Below are 14,061 nucleotides of genomic sequence, written 5' to 3' on the forward strand. Positions count from 1 at the left end.
GGGCGAGAGAGGCCCCGCGCCCTGCGGGCCACCTCCAGATGATGTTCCTCAGAGAATCGCCCCAGGCTACTGGCGCGGAGGCGGGGGCACGGGACGGCCGGGCGGGCGGGGGCGGTTTGCGCCGACAGCAGATCGACAGCCCCGGACAGGGAACCGACAGCTCCGCTTTACCCACCTCTTCACCGGACCGGGTCAGGATTTCGACTGCGTCTGAACAGCCGGTCCCAAAGGACCGTACCTCTCGCCAGATCAGGAATCCGCGGAAGGAACGTCAGCATGACCAGCGAATCAGTTCAGCCGGTGTCGGGCCCGAGTCGCCGTACCGTCGTGGCGACGGTCGGCGCGGCGGGGCTCGCCGCGGCGCTGACCGCGTGCGGGTCGGACGACGACGCGTCCGGCTCGTCCACCGGACAGGGCGGCGCCGGTGGTGGCGCGACCACTGAAGCGGGCGGCTCGTCCAGCGAGGCCGGTGCCGGTGGTGCGGCGCTCGCGAAGACCGCCGACATCCCGGAGGGCGGCGGCAAGGTCTTCAGCGACGAGAAGGTGGTGGTGTCGCAGCCGGCGGCGGGCGACTACAAGGCCTTCTCGACGATCTGCACCCACCGGCAATGTCCGATGACGGACCTGCAGGGCGACACGATCACCTGCGCCTGTCACAAGAGCCAGTTCTCCGTCCTCGACGGCAGCGTGAAGAAGGGGCCCGCCACCGAGCCGCTGGAGGCCAAGCAGATCAGCGTGGCGGGCGACTCGATCACGCTCGCCTGACCCGGCGGCGCAGGGCAGGGCTCACGCCCGAGCCGTACGGCGTGGACGCTTGAAGCCGCCCAGTACCTCGTCCGTGGTCGCGACCGTGGCGACCAATGCGAGGGTGTGGCGGATCATCGCGGGGGTGTAGTCGGAGGGCACCCCTGCGATGGCGTCCCGGGGCACGACCACGGCGTAACCCCGGTTCACGGCGTCGAAGACGGCGCCCGGGATCGCCACATTGGCCGAGACGCCGGTGACGATCAGCGTGCGGCAGCCGAGGTTGCGCAACAGGGCGTCGACCTCGGTGCCCTGGATCGGGGACAGGCCGTGCAGCCGTCGTACGACGAAGTCCTCCTCGGCGACCTCGATCGGCGGTGCCACGCGTACGGCGGTCGTGCCGGACAGCTGCTGGACGGGGAGCCGTTCGGCGGCGCGGAACAGGCGGGCGTTGCGGCTGGCGCCGCGGCCGTCGGGGCGGCGTTCGGCGACCGCGTGGATCACCTGGACGCCGCTCTCGTGGGCGGCCGCGACCAGCCGGGCGACGTTGACGAGGGCTCCCGAGGAGCGGGCCTCCTTGGCGAGTTCGGGCAGTGCGCTGTCCGGACCGACGACGCCCTGCTGGCACTCGACGGTGAGCAGGACGGTGGTCGCGGGGTCGAGGAGTTCGCTGAGCTCTGCGGACGACGGCATGGTTCCCCCTGTGATCGACGGCGGCGTGGGCCGGCGAGCGTAGCCACGTTCGAGTGAGGACGGAACCACCATTGCGTGTGGACGGAAGACGACTCATCCTTTTCTGACGTGATGTCAGAGGATCTCTCCTCTGACACGACGTGAGAGAAGAGGGGGCCGCATGACCGTCACTCAGCGCCGGGGCCGGAAGATCATGATGACGCCCGGCGAGCTGGACGAGTTCCTCACCGCCCAGCGCACCTGCCGGGTCGCCACGGTGTCCGCCGATGGCTTCCCGCATGTCAGCGCACTGTGGTTCGCCTGGGACGGCACCTCGCTGTGGCTGTACTCGGTCGTCCGCAGCAAGCGGTGGGCCGAGATGCGCCGCGATCCGAGGGTCGCCGTAGTCGTGGACACGGGTGAGGAGTACGAGCAGCTGCGCGGCGTCGAGCTGTCCGGCACCGTCGAGTTCGTGGGCGAGAGCCCTCGCGTGGGCGAGCTGCGCGCCGAACTCGACGTGCCCGAGACGCTGTTCGCGCGCAAGAACTTCGGCCTCGACGAGATGCCGCACGACGGGCGGCACGCGTGGGTGCGGCTGACGCCCGAGAAGATCGTGTCCTGGGACTTCCGGAAGCTGGGAGGGCTGTAGGCGGCGTCAGGAGACGTTCTCTCCCGCCTCCTGCAGCGCCCGCACCGCCGCCCGGATCGACGGGCGGCGGTCGGCGTCGGCCCGCCAGACGACGTACACATGGCGCCGCACCCGCTGCTTCAGCGGCACGGTCACCACCCCCGCGGGCATCGGATGGCGCCCCAGCAGCGGCGCGATGCACACGCCGAGCCCGGCCGCGACCAGCGCGAGCTGGGTGTGTGTCTCGGGCGCGCGGTGGCTGAGCAGTGGCTCGATGCCCTTGGAGCGCAGCGTGAACATCAGCCACTCATGACAGAACTCGCCCTCGCCCCAAGTGATCCACTCGTCCTCGGCGAACTCGGTGAGGTCCACCTCGTCCCGATCGGCCAGCCGGTGCCCGGCGGGCATCGCCACGTCGGCCGGATCGTCCAGGATGTGCGCCTTGACCAGGCCCTCGGGCAGCGCCATCGGCTTGTTGTACCAGTCGAGCACGACGGCCAGGTCGAGGTCGCCGCGGATCACTCCGGCGATGCCGCTCTCCGGCTCCAGCTCGCACGAGCGCACGCGCAGCCCGGGGTGCGCCGTGCGCAGGGCGGAGAGCGCGGCCGGGAACAGCCCACGGGCGCCCGTCGGGAACGCCGCCAGTCTCAGCTCGCCGACGACCTTTCCGCGCTGCGCCTCCAGATCGGACTGGGCGAGCTCGACCTGCGACAGGATGCGCGCCGCGTGCTCGGCCAGTAGCCGACCCGCGTCGGTGAGCCGTACCCCCCGGCCGTTCTTGGCGAGGAGCTGCTGGCCGACCTCCCGCTCCAGCTTCGACATCTGCTGCGACACGGCGGACGTCGTGATGTGCAGCCCCTCAGCCGCGCCGCTGACCGAGCCGTGCCGGGCCAGGGCGTCGAGGGTGCGCAGGCGCTCCAGATTCAACATGTAAGCAATGCTACGAGATATCGCGTGCGAAATCTCGATTGTGCTACGAGATCGGCTACAGCATGGTTGCTGACATGACCGCTGTCACCGCCTCCCGCAACCCGGCCGAAGTCGAAGCCGAAGCCGCTGCCCGCCCACTCCCCCGCGCCCGCCTCGACTGGCGGCTGCGCTTCGCTGTCCTCTCCCTGATCTGGGGCTTCAGCTTCCTGCTCATCAAGGTGGGCACCGGCGGCTACGCCCCCTTCCAAGTCACGCTCGGGCGGCTGGTGTTCGGTACGGCGGTGCTGGCGGCCGCGATGGCGGTGAAGCGGGCGCGGCTGCCGCGCGGGGCGCGCACGTGGGGGCATCTGACGGTCGCCGCGTTCCTGCTCAACGCGCTGCCGTTCTCGTTGTTCGCCTACTCCGAGCTGACGATCCCCTCCACGCTGGCGGGAATCTGCAACGCGACCTCGCCGCTGTGGGGCATGGCCCTCTCCCTCGTCGCCCTCTCGGAGGACCGGCCGACGCGGGTCAGGGTCGCGGGGCTCGGCATCGGCTTCCTCGGTGTGCTGACGGTGCTCGGGGCCTGGCAGGGCTTCGCCGGGCTGGATGCCGGGGGTGTGGCGATGGCGTTGCTGGCCTCGCTCAGCTACCCGATCGGCTGGATCTACGTCCGTCGCACGCTCGCCGGGTCCGGTTACTCGCATCTGTCGCTGACCGGGGCGCAGTTGCTGCTGGCGACGCTGCAACTCGCCGTCGTGACACCGCTGTTCACATCCCTGCCGACGCGCTTTCCATTGCTGCCCCTGCTCGCGGTCGTGGCGCTGGGGGCCTTGGGCACGGGGATCGCCGTTCTGATCCAGTACGGCCTGGTCGCCGAAGTCGGTCCGACGACGGCCCAGATGGTCACGTACTTCATTCCGGTCATTGCCACGGCCGCGGGTGTCGCCCTGCTCGGGGAGTCGCTGAGCTGGTCGACGCCGGTGGGTGCGGTGATCGTGCTGGCGGGGGCGGCGCTTACTCAAGTTCGGCGGGGTGCCTAGCCGAATGGACCGCAAGGACCGTGCCTATACGTAACTCCTCGCTGGTGCGGGGCCGATGGCGGAGGCCACCGCATCCGCCAGCGGTCCGGCCTCGTCCGTACCCAGGGTCGAGATCGTGATGCGGATCCCGGGCGGCGCGCTCATCCGGAACCGCGCCCCGGGGGAGACCGCCCAACCGGCGTGCAGCAGGCGGGCCACGGCGCCCGTCTCGTCGGGGACCGGGATCCAGACGTTCAGGCCGCTGCGCCCGTAGGCCTCGACCCCGCGTTCGGCCAGCGCCCTCAGCAGCAGGTCGCGTCGGCTGCCGTACGCCGCCGCCACCGCGGTCGGGTCCTGGGCGTCGTCGGTCCACAGCCGTACCACGGCCCGCTGCTGGAGCCGGCTCACCCAGCCGGGCCCGAGGCACTGCCGGCCGCGCACCCGGTCGACGGTGACGGGGTCCCCGGTGAGTACGGCGAGCCGCAGGTCGGGGCCGTACGCCTTGGCGACCGAGCGGACGAAGGTCCAACTGCGGGTGGTGCCGGCCAGGGGGTGCAGGGGCAGGTCGACGATGCCGTGGCCGTGGTCGTCCTCGATCAGCAGGATCTCCGGGTGCTCGCGGAGCACGGAACGCAGGGCAAGCGCGCGCGTGGCGCTCACCACGGCACCCGTGGGATTCTGCGCGCGGTCGGTGACGATCAGGGCGCGGGCCCCGGCGTCGAGGGCTCGCCGTACGTCGTCGGGCAGCGGCCCGTCGTCGTCGACGCCGACCGGGACCGTGCGCAACCCCAGTGCCGGGATCAGATCCAGCAGGCTGCCCCAGCCCGGGTCCTCGACAGCGACGGTATCCCCGGGCTTGAGGTGGGCCACGAGGACGCGCTCGATGGCGTCGAGCGACCCGGCGGCAACGACCAGCGGCCCCTCCGGCACCCCGTCGGCGGCCATCCGGTCCCGGGCGATCCGCGCCAACTCCGGCTCCACGGGATCGTCCCCGTACAACACCGGCTCCCGGTCACTCTGCTCGGCCGCGGCCACGAAAGCCTTCGCCAACGAGGGCAGCAGCGCCGGGTCGGGGTTGCCGCTCGCCACGTCACGCACACCCTCGGGCACTTCCACCCGGACGTACTCGCGCCCGGTCGTGGCCGGCCTGGGCCGCACCCGGCTTCCCCGGCGGCCCGCGGTCTCGATCACCCCGCGCTCACGCAGGATGCGATACGCGGCGGCGACCGTATTGGGATTCACGCCCAGCTCGATCGCCAACTCCCGCATGGGCGGCAGCAGTTGACCCGGCCCCATCTCCCCGGACCCGACCGCACGCTCGACGCTCGCCGCGATCTCGGCTGCGCGTCGCCCTTCGATCCGATATTCTCCTAGCACAAACCAGATTATGCACTAGTGCAATGGAGAGCGCAATGCAGGAGACCCGGCAGCCGACGTCGCCGACCGCCGCCTACACGCCGACCGACCGCACCGTCCCCACGCGCTCCCCGGACCGGGCGTCGTACGACAAGGAGCTGGTGCACGCGATCCTCGACGAGGCCTATGTCTGCCATCTCGGTTTCGTGCGAGACGGCGTGCCGGTCGTACTGCCCACGCTGTTCGGCCGGGTGGGCGAGACGCTCTACGTGCACGGCTCGACGGGTTCGCGCCCGCTGCGGATGACCGGCCAGGCCGACCCGGGGCTGCCGGTGTGTCTGACGGTCACGCATGTCGACGCGCTGATCCTGGCCCGCTCCGCCTTCCACCACTCGATCAACTACCGGTCCGTGGTGGTGCACGGCCTCGCGTACGACGTGACGGACCCCGAGGAGAAGCGGGTCGCCCTCGATGCCCTGGTCGACCACGTGGTGCCGGGCCGGTCGGCCGACTCCCGCCCCGCCAACAAGAAGGAACTGGCCGCCACCGCCGTCATCCGCCTCGACCTGAACGAGGTGTCCGCCAAGCTCCGCACCGGCGGTGTGAACGACGAGCCCGAGGACCTCGCCCTCCCCCACTGGGCCGGCGTCGTCCCGCTGCGCAAGGGCTACGACGCGCCCGTCGGGGACCCCGACCTGGCCCCGGGCACCGAGCTCCCCGACTATCTCGGATCCCTGTGATGCTGATCCACCCCTGGGACGCGCCCCGCGACGACGCGGAGTGGCAGCGGTGGCTGGACGTCCACGACTTCGGGCAGCTCGTCGTCAACGGGCTGGACGGCGAGCCGCCCCATGTCCAGCCGCTGCACTTCACCTACGACGCCGAGCGCGGTGAGGTCGTCACACATCTGGCCCGCCCCAATCCGATGTGGCCGGCGCTGCTGGCGAACCCGGAGGTCGTGCTGAGCGTGGTCGACGATTACGTGTACGTGCCCGGCCCCTGGCAGGCGGCACCGGATCAACCGTCCGAGCACGGAGAGCCGACCAGCTTCTACGCGGCGGTCCAACTCCGGTGCCGGGCCCTCGTCGTGGACGATCCCACCGAGAAGGCGGCCCTGCTCAACCGCCAGGTCGGTCACTTCCAGCCGGAGGGCGGTTCGGCGGAGGTGGCGGTCGGTGAAGCGCCGTACGGCAGGCTGCTGTCCGGCATCCGCGGGCTGCGGCTCGAAGTGACCGGTGTGCGCGCGAAGTTCAAGTTCGGGGGCAGGCGGTCGGGCGAGGTCCAGGACCGGATCGCGGGGAAGCTGGCGGGCCGGGCGGGTCCGCGTGACGCGGCGGCGCTCGAGCACATGCTGCGCCGCCGACCGGCCTGACGATGCCGGCTTCGCGGCGAAGGGGCCCCTCACCCGTGTGGTGCGGGGCCCCTCGGCGTCACGCCGGCAGCGGTTCCCGCTCCTGCTCCTCCTCCCGTTCCCGCCGCGCCCCGCGTGTCTCCGCCACCGCGAGACCCGCGACCGACCCGAGCATCAGCAGGGTGCCGGCGAGGGTCGGCGCCGTCAGGTGTTCGCCGAGCAGGACGACGGCGAGCACCGTCGCGCTGACCGGCTCCAGCAGCATGATCACGGACACGGTGGCCGACCGTACGGCGGCCGCGCCCGCGAAGTAGAGGGCGTACGCGAGAGCCGTGGGCACGGCAGCGATGTACGCCAGCAGCCAGCCGAGCCGGGCCAAGTCGGCCGTGTGCGGCAGCAGTCCCTCGGCGAGGGCGAGTGGCAGCAGGCACAGGCTGGTGACCGCGAAGGCCCAGACGGTCGTACCGGCGGCGTCGGCCCCGCCGTCGCGGCCCCACTTGCGGGTCAGCAGGGTCATCACGCAGTACCCGGCCGCGGACACCAGCGCGAGGAGCACGCCCCACGGTCGTACGGTCGCGCCCTCGCCGCCCAGCGCGAGCACCGCGAGCCCGGTGAGCGCACCGGCCACCGCCACGACGCCCCCGCGGCCGAGCCGCTCGCCCAGTGTCAGCCGGGCGCCGAGCGCGATGAGCACGGGTCCGGCACCCAGGGTGACGACGGTGCCCACGGCCAGTCCGGTGGCCTCGACGGCCGCGAAGTAGGCGGTCTGGAACACCGCGAGCCCGACACCCGTGACTCCGGCCCGCAGCGCCTTGCGGCCGAGGGGTTCGGATACGGCGGCGGTCAGCTGTGCGGGCCGGGCACGCGGACGCAGGACGCGGACGGCGAGGAGCAGCACGAAGCCGACCGCGCAGCGCCAGAAGGAGAGGGCGATCGGCCCCATGTCGCTGGTCCGGTAGACCAGTGAGGCGGCCGCGCCGGCGGTGCCCCAGGCGGCACCGGCAACGATCAGATAGAGGAGGCCTCGCCCGATGGGCAGGCCGGAGTCAGTGTTCGACACGAGTTGTTCTCCGCAGACGCGCGAGTGCGCGGAAGTTCGGGAAGGAGCCCCGGGTCAGCGGGGTCCGTGGACTTCTTCTGCGGGCAGCACCGTTCCGCCCGGCGATGCGCGGGTTCAGTTCCCGTCAGGCATCGGGGCGCGGCTTCCGGAGGGCCCGCCTCAGGCGGCCGGAGGCGGAAGAACGAGTGTCGAAGGCATGGTCACGCAGCTTATGCAACGTTTCCGCGGGCGGACAATTCCCTTTCCGGGCCGCCACTCGCCACCGGCTCGGCGGGGCTTTTGGCGGGCGCGGACGACTGCGCGATGAAGGCGCCGGCCAGGACGATCGCGCCGCCGACGATCTGCGGCGCGGAGAGGTGCTCGCCGAGCAGGAACCAGGCGAGGACGGTCGCGATGACGGCCTCCAGGCACGCCACCACTCCCGCGACCTGCGGCGAGAGCCGTCGCACGGAGAGCACACCGGTGACGTAGGCGACGACCGTGGCGACCAGCACGATCCAGGCCAGCAGCAGGGCGGCGGCGACCGGGGTGCCGTTCATGTGGGCAGTGCCGGCGAGGACCGACCAGTCCATGTTCCAGGGGCGGGCGACGACGGTGAGGACGGCGGCGCCGACGAGCAGGCCGTACGCGATGACGCCGAGCGGGTCGGGCGCTGCCTCGCCGGAGTCGCTGCCCTGGTCGGACAGGACGAAGTAGCCGACCTGGCAGCAGGCGGCGCCGAGCGCGAGGAGCAGGCCGAGGGCGTCGAAGCTCAGGCCCGACCAGACCTCGACGACGCAGGCGAGGCCCCCGACCGCGAGGACCACGCCGAGCGCGGCCGCACGCGTCACCGGAAGCCGCTGCACGAACCGCACCCAGCCGAGCACCAGGGCGGGGGCGAAGTACTCGACGAGCAGCGCGACACCGACCGGTATCCGGGAGATCGAGGCGAAGTAGAACGCCTGTACTCCGGCCACGCCGAGCAGGCCGAACCCGGCGAGCAGCGCGGGACGGCTGCGCAGCAGCGCACTGTGGCGCACGGCGAGCGGCAGCATCACCAGGGCGGCGCCGGCCACGCGCAACCACACCACATGGAGCGGGTCGAGCCCCGCCTCGATCAGCGGCTTGGCCGCGACACCCGACCCACCGAAGGCGACCGCGGACCCGATCGCCAGCCCGAGCCCGACGCCCTTGCCACGGCCGAACTGACTGCTTTCAGACATACGCACGGGCACATGATGACAGGCGATGACATGAGCGTCATCCCCGATGACACCTGTCTCGCCGAGTGGACTGGGGATGGGGTGGTGTGAGGTCGGGGCTCGGGGGGGGTGAGGGTGGCTCGCGGCCGTGGGGAGGCCGCTGCTGCTGGGGGGCAGTGGCGCACAGCGGGGCGGGGAGCCCCTCGCGGCGGTGTGGGGAGCCCTCGCGGCCTGGGCGGGCAGCGGCGCACGGCCGGGCAGGGAACGGCTCGCGGCAGGGGTGGGGTGGGGCGCACGGCGGGGGTGGGCTGCCCGCCGCCGGGATGGGTAGCGGCCCCACGGCCGGGCGGGGAGCCTCTAGCAGCCCGAATGGACAGCAGCCCACGGCACCGGGCGGGGAGCAGCTCGCGGTGGGGACGTAGGAGCTGGGGCCGGACGGAATGCTGGGCGGCGTCGGCCCAACGGGCGGCGAAGGCCCAACGAGGGAACACGTCAGGACACCGGCCGGCGAAGGTCCAACGGCGGGACACGTCGGGAAGCCAGGTGACGAGGGCTCAGCGGCAGGACGCGTCGGGATGCCAGGCGGCGAAGGCCCGGCCGGGCGGATAGCCGCGCACCGGGCCGCGAGGGTTCAGCTGCGCCAGACCTGCCGCACCAGGCGGCCAAGGTCCAGCCGGGGCAGAGTCGGCGCGCCGGGCGGCGAGGTCCAGCGCGCCGAGGGTGTCGACCTAGCTGGCCCGTTCGCCGTCGGCGGCGTACTCGTCCCGTCGTTGGTCGATACCGGCGCGTACCGCGTTCGCGTCGATGCCGGCGCGGGCGAGAACCTCCACGGCGCGTGCCTGCGGGTCCGTCACGATCGCCGCGAGGAGATCGATGCCGCGGGCACGTGGATCGCCACGCAGGGCGGCGCGTCGGCCGGCGTACTCCATGGCGCTCGCCGCCAACGGGGAGAAGCCCTCGCCGTCCAGCACCACGGGGACGGCGCCGGAGTCCTCGACGGTGCCCTGCCAGCGCAGGCCGTAGCCGATGCTGCGCTGCACGAGGTAGCCGAGCAGGCGAGCGATCTGGGGGCCGTCGCCGAAGACGGCGTACACGTCCGGGTCGCGCTCGAGGAGCGAGTGCAGCAGATGAGCCGTGTCGATCTGCCGGTCCCCGTCCCTGACCGCCCGGCGGCGGGCACCGGAGATCACCGCTGCCAGCTCGTCGCTGAGCCTGGCATCGTCCGCCGCGGCGTCCGGGCGCCGACAGTCCTGCTCCTGGGCCGACTGCCGGGGGATACGGGGTTGCACATCCCCACCCCATCAACCACTTCGAGCCGAGTCATCCCCGAGAGGAAGCATTTTCGCGTCCCACACAGAGTGGACTCCCCCGGCCGAAATCTCCTCCTTACGGATGAGATCACGCCGACCGACCCCGAGGGGCGCGCGCCGCCTTGTGTACGCGGCGGTGATACGGCTGGTGGGCTGAGCCGGCGGGCCTAGCCGGAACACAGCCGGCCGGCGGGTCCGGCCCCGAACTCGACGCGGGCGGTCGGGGACCGATCGGGCGGGCTCAGCCGACGTCTCCACATTTTCTGACGGTTCATCAGTATTGAATGTTCCACGCCCCACGGCTACGTTCCGCGACACCGAAGCCCGAGACGAAGGGGTGGTCGCATGGCCGAAGTCAGCGCGGAGGCACACATCGAGGCACCGGCCGAGAAGATCTGGGCGCAGCTGACGGACTGGTCGGCGTACGGACAGTGGAACGCCACCCACACCAGCTTCCCGAGCGGCGGCCCCGCGGCCCTCGAAGTGGGCGGGACCTTCCAGGAGAACATGAAGCTCATGGGGTTCCCGGCCGAGGTCGAGTGGACCATCGAGGAACTGGAACCGGCGCGCCTGCTCGCCATTCGCGGCAAGGGCCCGATGGCGGTGACCGTGGCCACGCGCTACACGCTGACCCCGGACGGCGACGGTGCCACGGCCGTGCGGATCGACGGGGAGTTCACGGGCGCGGCGGTGTCGTTGATGGCGGGCAAGCTGAAGGACTCGGCGACGGCCGCCCTGAACGAGTCGCTGCGCAAGCTGGCCGGGCTGGTGACCTGAACGCCCGCACAGCACACACGAAGGCGCCCCGCGGATCACTCCACGGGGCACCTTCACTCACGGGCGACCTCGCCCGCGGCGGGGAGGCCGCCGGCTCTTCCCACTCCTCGCCTCAGTCCTCGTCGGCGAGGATCAGGTACAGCTTCTTGCGGGACTCGTTGATGACGGCCAGCGCCTTCTCGCGCTGCTCCTTGTTGCCCGTCTTCCAGACCTGCCCGAAGGCCTCCATCAGACCGAAGCCGGCCTGACGGATCTCACCGAGGGCTTCCCAGTCGACGCCACGGGAGGCTTCCTCCCAGGGCGCCTCGGGCCCCGCTTCGGCTGCCTCGCGGCCCGAGTCGGTGAGCGAGAACAGCTTCTTGCCGCCCTCGGTCTCACTGGCGATCAGGCCCTCGTCCTCCAGCAGTTGGAGGGTCGGGTACACCGAGCCGGGGCTGGGCTTCCACGCCCCGCCGCTGCGCTCGGCGATCTCCTGGATCATCTCGTAGCCGTGCATCGGGCGGTCCTTCAGCAGGGCGAGGATCGAGGCGCGCACATCACCGCGCCGGGCCCTCCCCCGCGGTCCGCCGCGACCACCCCTCGGCCCCCAGGGGCCGGGTCCGAATCCAGGCCCACCGAACCCCGGGCCCCCGCCCGGCCCGAAGGGCCCGAAGGCGCCACGAAGCCCCTCGAAGCCGCCCCGGCCGTGGTGACCGTGCCCACCGTGTCCACGCTCGAATCCATGGGAACGCATCGCAATCACTCCATTCCATCGTTGATCTGTCGCGATGGCTCAACGATATATCGGAATAGCTCGCATGGCAAGGATGCCGAAGCGCGCTGCTGAGTGCATTGGGAGTGCTGGACGGCCGTACCGGCTGGGGTGGATCACGCAGGGCCGTGCGTCGAGTTGTCGTACGTCGACGCGGTGCATGGGTGTCGTCGGGCGTCCGCTACGGGACTGCGGACGGGCCGGTTCGAGGATGTCCGTCCGGTACGCGCGCTTCGCTGGTCGCGCGGTGAGCGTCACTTCCCGGGCTGGCATTGGGCGGCGACGACCGGGCGGCACGTCGGCTTCGAGTCGTGGCTGGAGCGGGACCAGTTGCTGCTGATCGACTTCGACCCGAGCGTGGTGATGATTGGCTCGCAGCCGTTCTGGCTGCACTGGCATGACGGCGAGCGGGAGCGTCGTCACGCCCCGGACTACTTCGTCCGCCGCGCGGACGGCTCCGTCCGGTGGCTGTCGCGCTACCGGCATCCACGGTGTCTGTGCCCGAAAATCTCAGTTGATCTGGACCCTGGCGTATGAATACTGGCTGTCGTCTCAGTTGATCTGGTCTGCTTCCGGCGTTTTCGAATTGAACTGGTGGAAGAGCCTGCGAGAGATGACCATGCACGATGACCAAGTGGACGTGACCACCGAAATCGTTGCGACCTTGATCCAAGAACAGTTCCCTCAGTGGAGCGGCAAGACGATCCAACGCCTGCCGCCGACCGGGACGGTCAACGCCATCTTCCGCATCGGGAACGACCTCTCTGCACGTTTCCCACTGCGTCTGGCCGACGCTGCCGAGGCGCTGGCGGTTCTGGAACAGGAAGCCCAGGCGAGCGCGGAGCTGGCACAGGTGTCTCGGTTCCCCGCCCCGGAACCCGTCGCCTTGGGAAAGCCTGGAGCGGGTTACCCCATGCCGTGGTCGGTCCAGACATGGCTGCCGGGAACGATCGCCTTTGATGCCGACCCGAGTGGGTCGGACGCGTTTGCCAAGGACCTTGCGGCCTTCATCGCAGCCCTGCGGGGCGCCGAGACGCGGGGGCGGTTTTTCAGCGGTGAAAGTCGTGGCGGCGTTCTCGCTCACCACGACGACTGGATGGCGAAGTGCTTCGAGGAGAGTAAGAGGCTGCTCGACGTGCCCCGGCTGCGCCAGGTGTGGAGCCGCTTTCGGGAGTTGCCACGCACGGGTGCCGACGTGATGAGCCATGGTGACTTGATTCCCGGCAATGTACTGGTCGCGGGAGACCGGCTCAGCGGCGTACTCGACACCGGCGGCTTCGGCCCGGCCGACCCCGCGCTGGATCTGGTCAGTGCCTGGCACCTGTTGCAGCCAGGCCCGCGGGAAGTGCTCCGGCGGACACTGGTCTGTGACGATCTGGAGTGGGAGCGCGGCAAGGCATGGGCGTTCGAACAGGCGATGGGTGTTGTCTGGTACTACGTCGAGAGCAATCCGACGATGAGCAGAATGGGGCGCCGGACACTCGACCGCATCCTGCAGTCGATGGAGTGATGTCGCCCCGATCGTAGGCCGTGACAGAGACGAACTGAGACAGGAGTCCGTGATCTACTGCCGGCCATGCCGTTGCTGCTGCTCGACCTCGACAACACGCTGGTCGACCGCGACGCGGCCTTCCGTCTCGCCGCCGCCGACTTCCTCGCCGAGCACGGCCTGCCGGCCTCGGACCTCACGTGGCTGATGGCCACGGACGCCGGTGGGTACACCGCCCGCGATGAGCTGGCCGCAGCCATGACCGGCCGATACGGGGACGCCGTGCCGGCCACCGCCGTCCGAACCCTGCTCGACACCGGCGCCGCCGACCGCGTCCGGCTGGCGCACTCCTCCCGCCAGGCACTGGTGAACGCACAGACCGACGGCTGGACCTGCGTCATCGTCACCAACGGCCGCACCGTTCAGCAGGAGACGAAGATCCGCAACACCGGGCTCGACCGACTCGTCCAGGGCTGGGTCATCTCCGAGGCCGTCGGCCACAAGAAGCCCGCACCGGAGATCTTCCAGGCGGCAGCCACAGCCGTCGGCGCCCCTCTGCGCGGCGCGTGGGTCATCGGCGATTCACCGCACGCCGACATCGCCGGCGCCGACGCGCTCGGACTTCGCAGCGTGTGGGTGACGGACGGACGGCCCTGGACACACGGCTCCTGCCACCCCACCCACACGGCTCACGACGTCGCCTCCGCGATCAACCACGCCATCGGTACGCGGCCGTAGGGTGCCGTCGATCGCGGCCCGCCCTCCCGAAATCGGTCCAGCGCCCCCGAATTGGCCTTGGCCGCCTCCTTGC

Annotated in this window: 15 protein-coding genes and 1 pseudogene; 9 read left to right on the top strand and 7 right to left on the bottom strand. The window is 71.2% G+C overall.

What is annotated here, in order from left to right:
• The first annotated feature begins 276 nt into the window (after positions 1 to 276).
• Entirely contained in the window at positions 277 to 765 is a 489-nt protein-coding gene (locus EHO50_RS15175) for a Rieske (2Fe-2S) protein (RefSeq protein WP_128430601.1), read from the top strand.
• A gap of 21 nt (positions 766 to 786) precedes the next feature.
• Here the strand turns inward: EHO50_RS15175 and EHO50_RS15180 are convergent, their stop codons facing one another.
• Positions 787 to 1,437 (bottom strand): cysteine hydrolase family protein, encoded by a 651-nt coding sequence (locus EHO50_RS15180; protein WP_128430602.1) that lies wholly within the window; start codon positions 1,435 to 1,437, stop codon positions 787 to 789.
• A 160-nt stretch (positions 1,438 to 1,597) separates the two neighbouring features.
• Between EHO50_RS15180 and EHO50_RS15185 the strand changes: the two genes are divergently transcribed.
• Entirely contained in the window at positions 1,598 to 2,065 is a 468-nt protein-coding gene (locus tag EHO50_RS15185; RefSeq protein WP_128430603.1) for a pyridoxamine 5'-phosphate oxidase family protein, read from the top strand.
• Positions 2,066 to 2,071: 6 nt separating this feature from the next.
• Here EHO50_RS15185 and EHO50_RS15190 read toward each other — a convergent pair whose 3' ends face one another.
• On the bottom strand, positions 2,072 to 2,974 hold the full coding sequence (locus tag EHO50_RS15190; protein ID WP_128430604.1) for a LysR family transcriptional regulator: 903 nt from the start codon (positions 2,972 to 2,974) through the stop codon (positions 2,072 to 2,074).
• A gap of 74 nt (positions 2,975 to 3,048) precedes the next feature.
• Here EHO50_RS15190 and EHO50_RS15195 point away from each other — a divergent pair, with 74 nt between their 5' ends.
• A complete protein-coding gene (locus EHO50_RS15195; protein WP_181449616.1) occupies positions 3,049 to 3,996 on the top strand; it encodes a DMT family transporter in 948 nt (315 codons plus the stop codon).
• A gap of 24 nt (positions 3,997 to 4,020) precedes the next feature.
• Here the strand turns inward: EHO50_RS15195 and EHO50_RS15200 are convergent, their stop codons facing one another.
• Positions 4,021 to 5,352: an aminotransferase class I/II-fold pyridoxal phosphate-dependent enzyme gene (locus EHO50_RS15200; protein ID WP_128430606.1), complete on the bottom strand. Its 1,332-nt coding sequence runs from the start codon at positions 5,350 to 5,352 to the stop codon at positions 4,021 to 4,023.
• A 35-nt stretch (positions 5,353 to 5,387) separates the two neighbouring features.
• On the opposite strand from EHO50_RS15200, the gene EHO50_RS15205 reads away from it, so the two are divergent.
• Together EHO50_RS15205 and EHO50_RS15210 are read left to right on the top strand one after the other, a co-directional pair.
• Complete coding sequence (locus EHO50_RS15205) at positions 5,388 to 6,071, top strand: pyridoxamine 5'-phosphate oxidase family protein (RefSeq protein ID WP_128430724.1); 684 nt, start codon at positions 5,388 to 5,390, stop codon at positions 6,069 to 6,071.
• Positions 6,071 to 6,703 (top strand): FMN-binding negative transcriptional regulator, encoded by a 633-nt coding sequence (locus EHO50_RS15210; RefSeq protein ID WP_128430607.1) that lies wholly within the window; start codon positions 6,071 to 6,073, stop codon positions 6,701 to 6,703. The genes EHO50_RS15205 and EHO50_RS15210 overlap by 1 nt, the downstream gene beginning before the upstream one ends.
• Positions 6,704 to 6,761: 58 nt before the next feature.
• Here the strand turns inward: EHO50_RS15210 and EHO50_RS15215 are convergent, their stop codons facing one another.
• From EHO50_RS15215 to EHO50_RS15225, 3 genes are all read right to left on the bottom strand, one after another.
• A complete protein-coding gene (locus EHO50_RS15215; protein ID WP_128430608.1) occupies positions 6,762 to 7,742 on the bottom strand; it encodes a DMT family transporter in 981 nt (326 codons plus the stop codon).
• Positions 7,743 to 7,951: 209 nt separating this feature from the next.
• On the bottom strand, positions 7,952 to 8,944 hold the full coding sequence (locus EHO50_RS15220) for an EamA family transporter (protein ID WP_425472180.1): 993 nt from the start codon (positions 8,942 to 8,944) through the stop codon (positions 7,952 to 7,954).
• A gap of 707 nt (positions 8,945 to 9,651) precedes the next feature.
• Entirely contained in the window at positions 9,652 to 10,212 is a 561-nt protein-coding gene (locus EHO50_RS15225; protein ID WP_128430610.1) for a Clp protease N-terminal domain-containing protein, read from the bottom strand.
• Positions 10,213 to 10,578: 366 nt separating this feature from the next.
• Here EHO50_RS15225 and EHO50_RS15230 point away from each other — a divergent pair, with 366 nt between their 5' ends.
• The gene (locus tag EHO50_RS15230; RefSeq protein ID WP_128430611.1) at positions 10,579 to 11,010 is read left to right on the top strand and encodes a type II toxin-antitoxin system Rv0910 family toxin; all 432 of its coding nucleotides are present in this window, start codon (positions 10,579 to 10,581) and stop codon (positions 11,008 to 11,010) included.
• Between the two features lie 112 nt (positions 11,011 to 11,122).
• Here EHO50_RS15230 and EHO50_RS15235 read toward each other — a convergent pair whose 3' ends face one another.
• Positions 11,123 to 11,743: a PadR family transcriptional regulator gene (locus EHO50_RS15235; protein WP_128430612.1), complete on the bottom strand. Its 621-nt coding sequence runs from the start codon at positions 11,741 to 11,743 to the stop codon at positions 11,123 to 11,125.
• Between the two features lie 174 nt (positions 11,744 to 11,917).
• Here EHO50_RS15235 and EHO50_RS15240 point away from each other — a divergent pair.
• The 3 genes and pseudogenes from EHO50_RS15240 to EHO50_RS15250 all read left to right on the top strand — a co-directional run.
• Positions 11,918 to 12,256, top strand: a pseudogene (locus EHO50_RS15240) (TnsA-like heteromeric transposase endonuclease subunit); the annotation flags it as partial.
• 118 nt (positions 12,257 to 12,374) lie between these two features.
• Entirely contained in the window at positions 12,375 to 13,271 is an 897-nt protein-coding gene (locus EHO50_RS15245) for an aminoglycoside phosphotransferase family protein (protein WP_128430725.1), read from the top strand.
• A 66-nt stretch (positions 13,272 to 13,337) separates the two neighbouring features.
• Complete coding sequence (locus EHO50_RS15250; protein ID WP_128430613.1) at positions 13,338 to 13,988, top strand: HAD family hydrolase; 651 nt, start codon at positions 13,338 to 13,340, stop codon at positions 13,986 to 13,988.
• Positions 13,989 to 14,061: the final 73 nt, after the last annotated feature.

Source organism: Streptomyces cyaneus (assembly GCF_004028635.1).
Taxonomy (GTDB): domain Bacteria; phylum Actinomycetota; class Actinomycetes; order Streptomycetales; family Streptomycetaceae; genus Streptomyces; species Streptomyces cyaneus.

Bases quoted from the DNA above. Each gene is read 5' to 3' on its own strand.
- EHO50_RS15175 (WP_128430601.1), top strand. From the start codon at position 277: ATGACCAGCGAATCAGTTCAGCCGGTGTCGGGCCCGAGTCGCCGTACC.
- EHO50_RS15185 (WP_128430603.1), top strand. From the start codon at position 1,598: ATGACCGTCACTCAGCGCCGGGGCCGGAAGATCATGATGACGCCCGGC.
- EHO50_RS15205 (WP_128430724.1), top strand. From the start codon at position 5,388: ATGCAGGAGACCCGGCAGCCGACGTCGCCGACCGCCGCCTACACGCCG.
- EHO50_RS15210 (WP_128430607.1), top strand. From the start codon at position 6,071: ATGCTGATCCACCCCTGGGACGCGCCCCGCGACGACGCGGAGTGGCAG.
- EHO50_RS15220 (WP_425472180.1), bottom strand. From the start codon at position 8,944: ATGTCTGAAAGCAGTCAGTTCGGCCGTGGCAAGGGCGTCGGGCTCGGG.
- EHO50_RS15235 (WP_128430612.1), bottom strand. From the start codon at position 11,743: ATGCGTTCCCATGGATTCGAGCGTGGACACGGTGGGCACGGTCACCAC.
- EHO50_RS15180 (WP_128430602.1), bottom strand. From the start codon at position 1,437: ATGCCGTCGTCCGCAGAGCTCAGCGAACTCCTCGACCCCGCGACCACC.
- EHO50_RS15250 (WP_128430613.1), top strand. From the start codon at position 13,338: ATGCCGTTGCTGCTGCTCGACCTCGACAACACGCTGGTCGACCGCGAC.
- EHO50_RS15190 (WP_128430604.1), bottom strand. From the start codon at position 2,974: ATGTTGAATCTGGAGCGCCTGCGCACCCTCGACGCCCTGGCCCGGCAC.
- EHO50_RS15230 (WP_128430611.1), top strand. From the start codon at position 10,579: ATGGCCGAAGTCAGCGCGGAGGCACACATCGAGGCACCGGCCGAGAAG.
- EHO50_RS15195 (WP_181449616.1), top strand. From the start codon at position 3,049: ATGACCGCTGTCACCGCCTCCCGCAACCCGGCCGAAGTCGAAGCCGAA.
- EHO50_RS15245 (WP_128430725.1), top strand. From the start codon at position 12,375: ATGACCATGCACGATGACCAAGTGGACGTGACCACCGAAATCGTTGCG.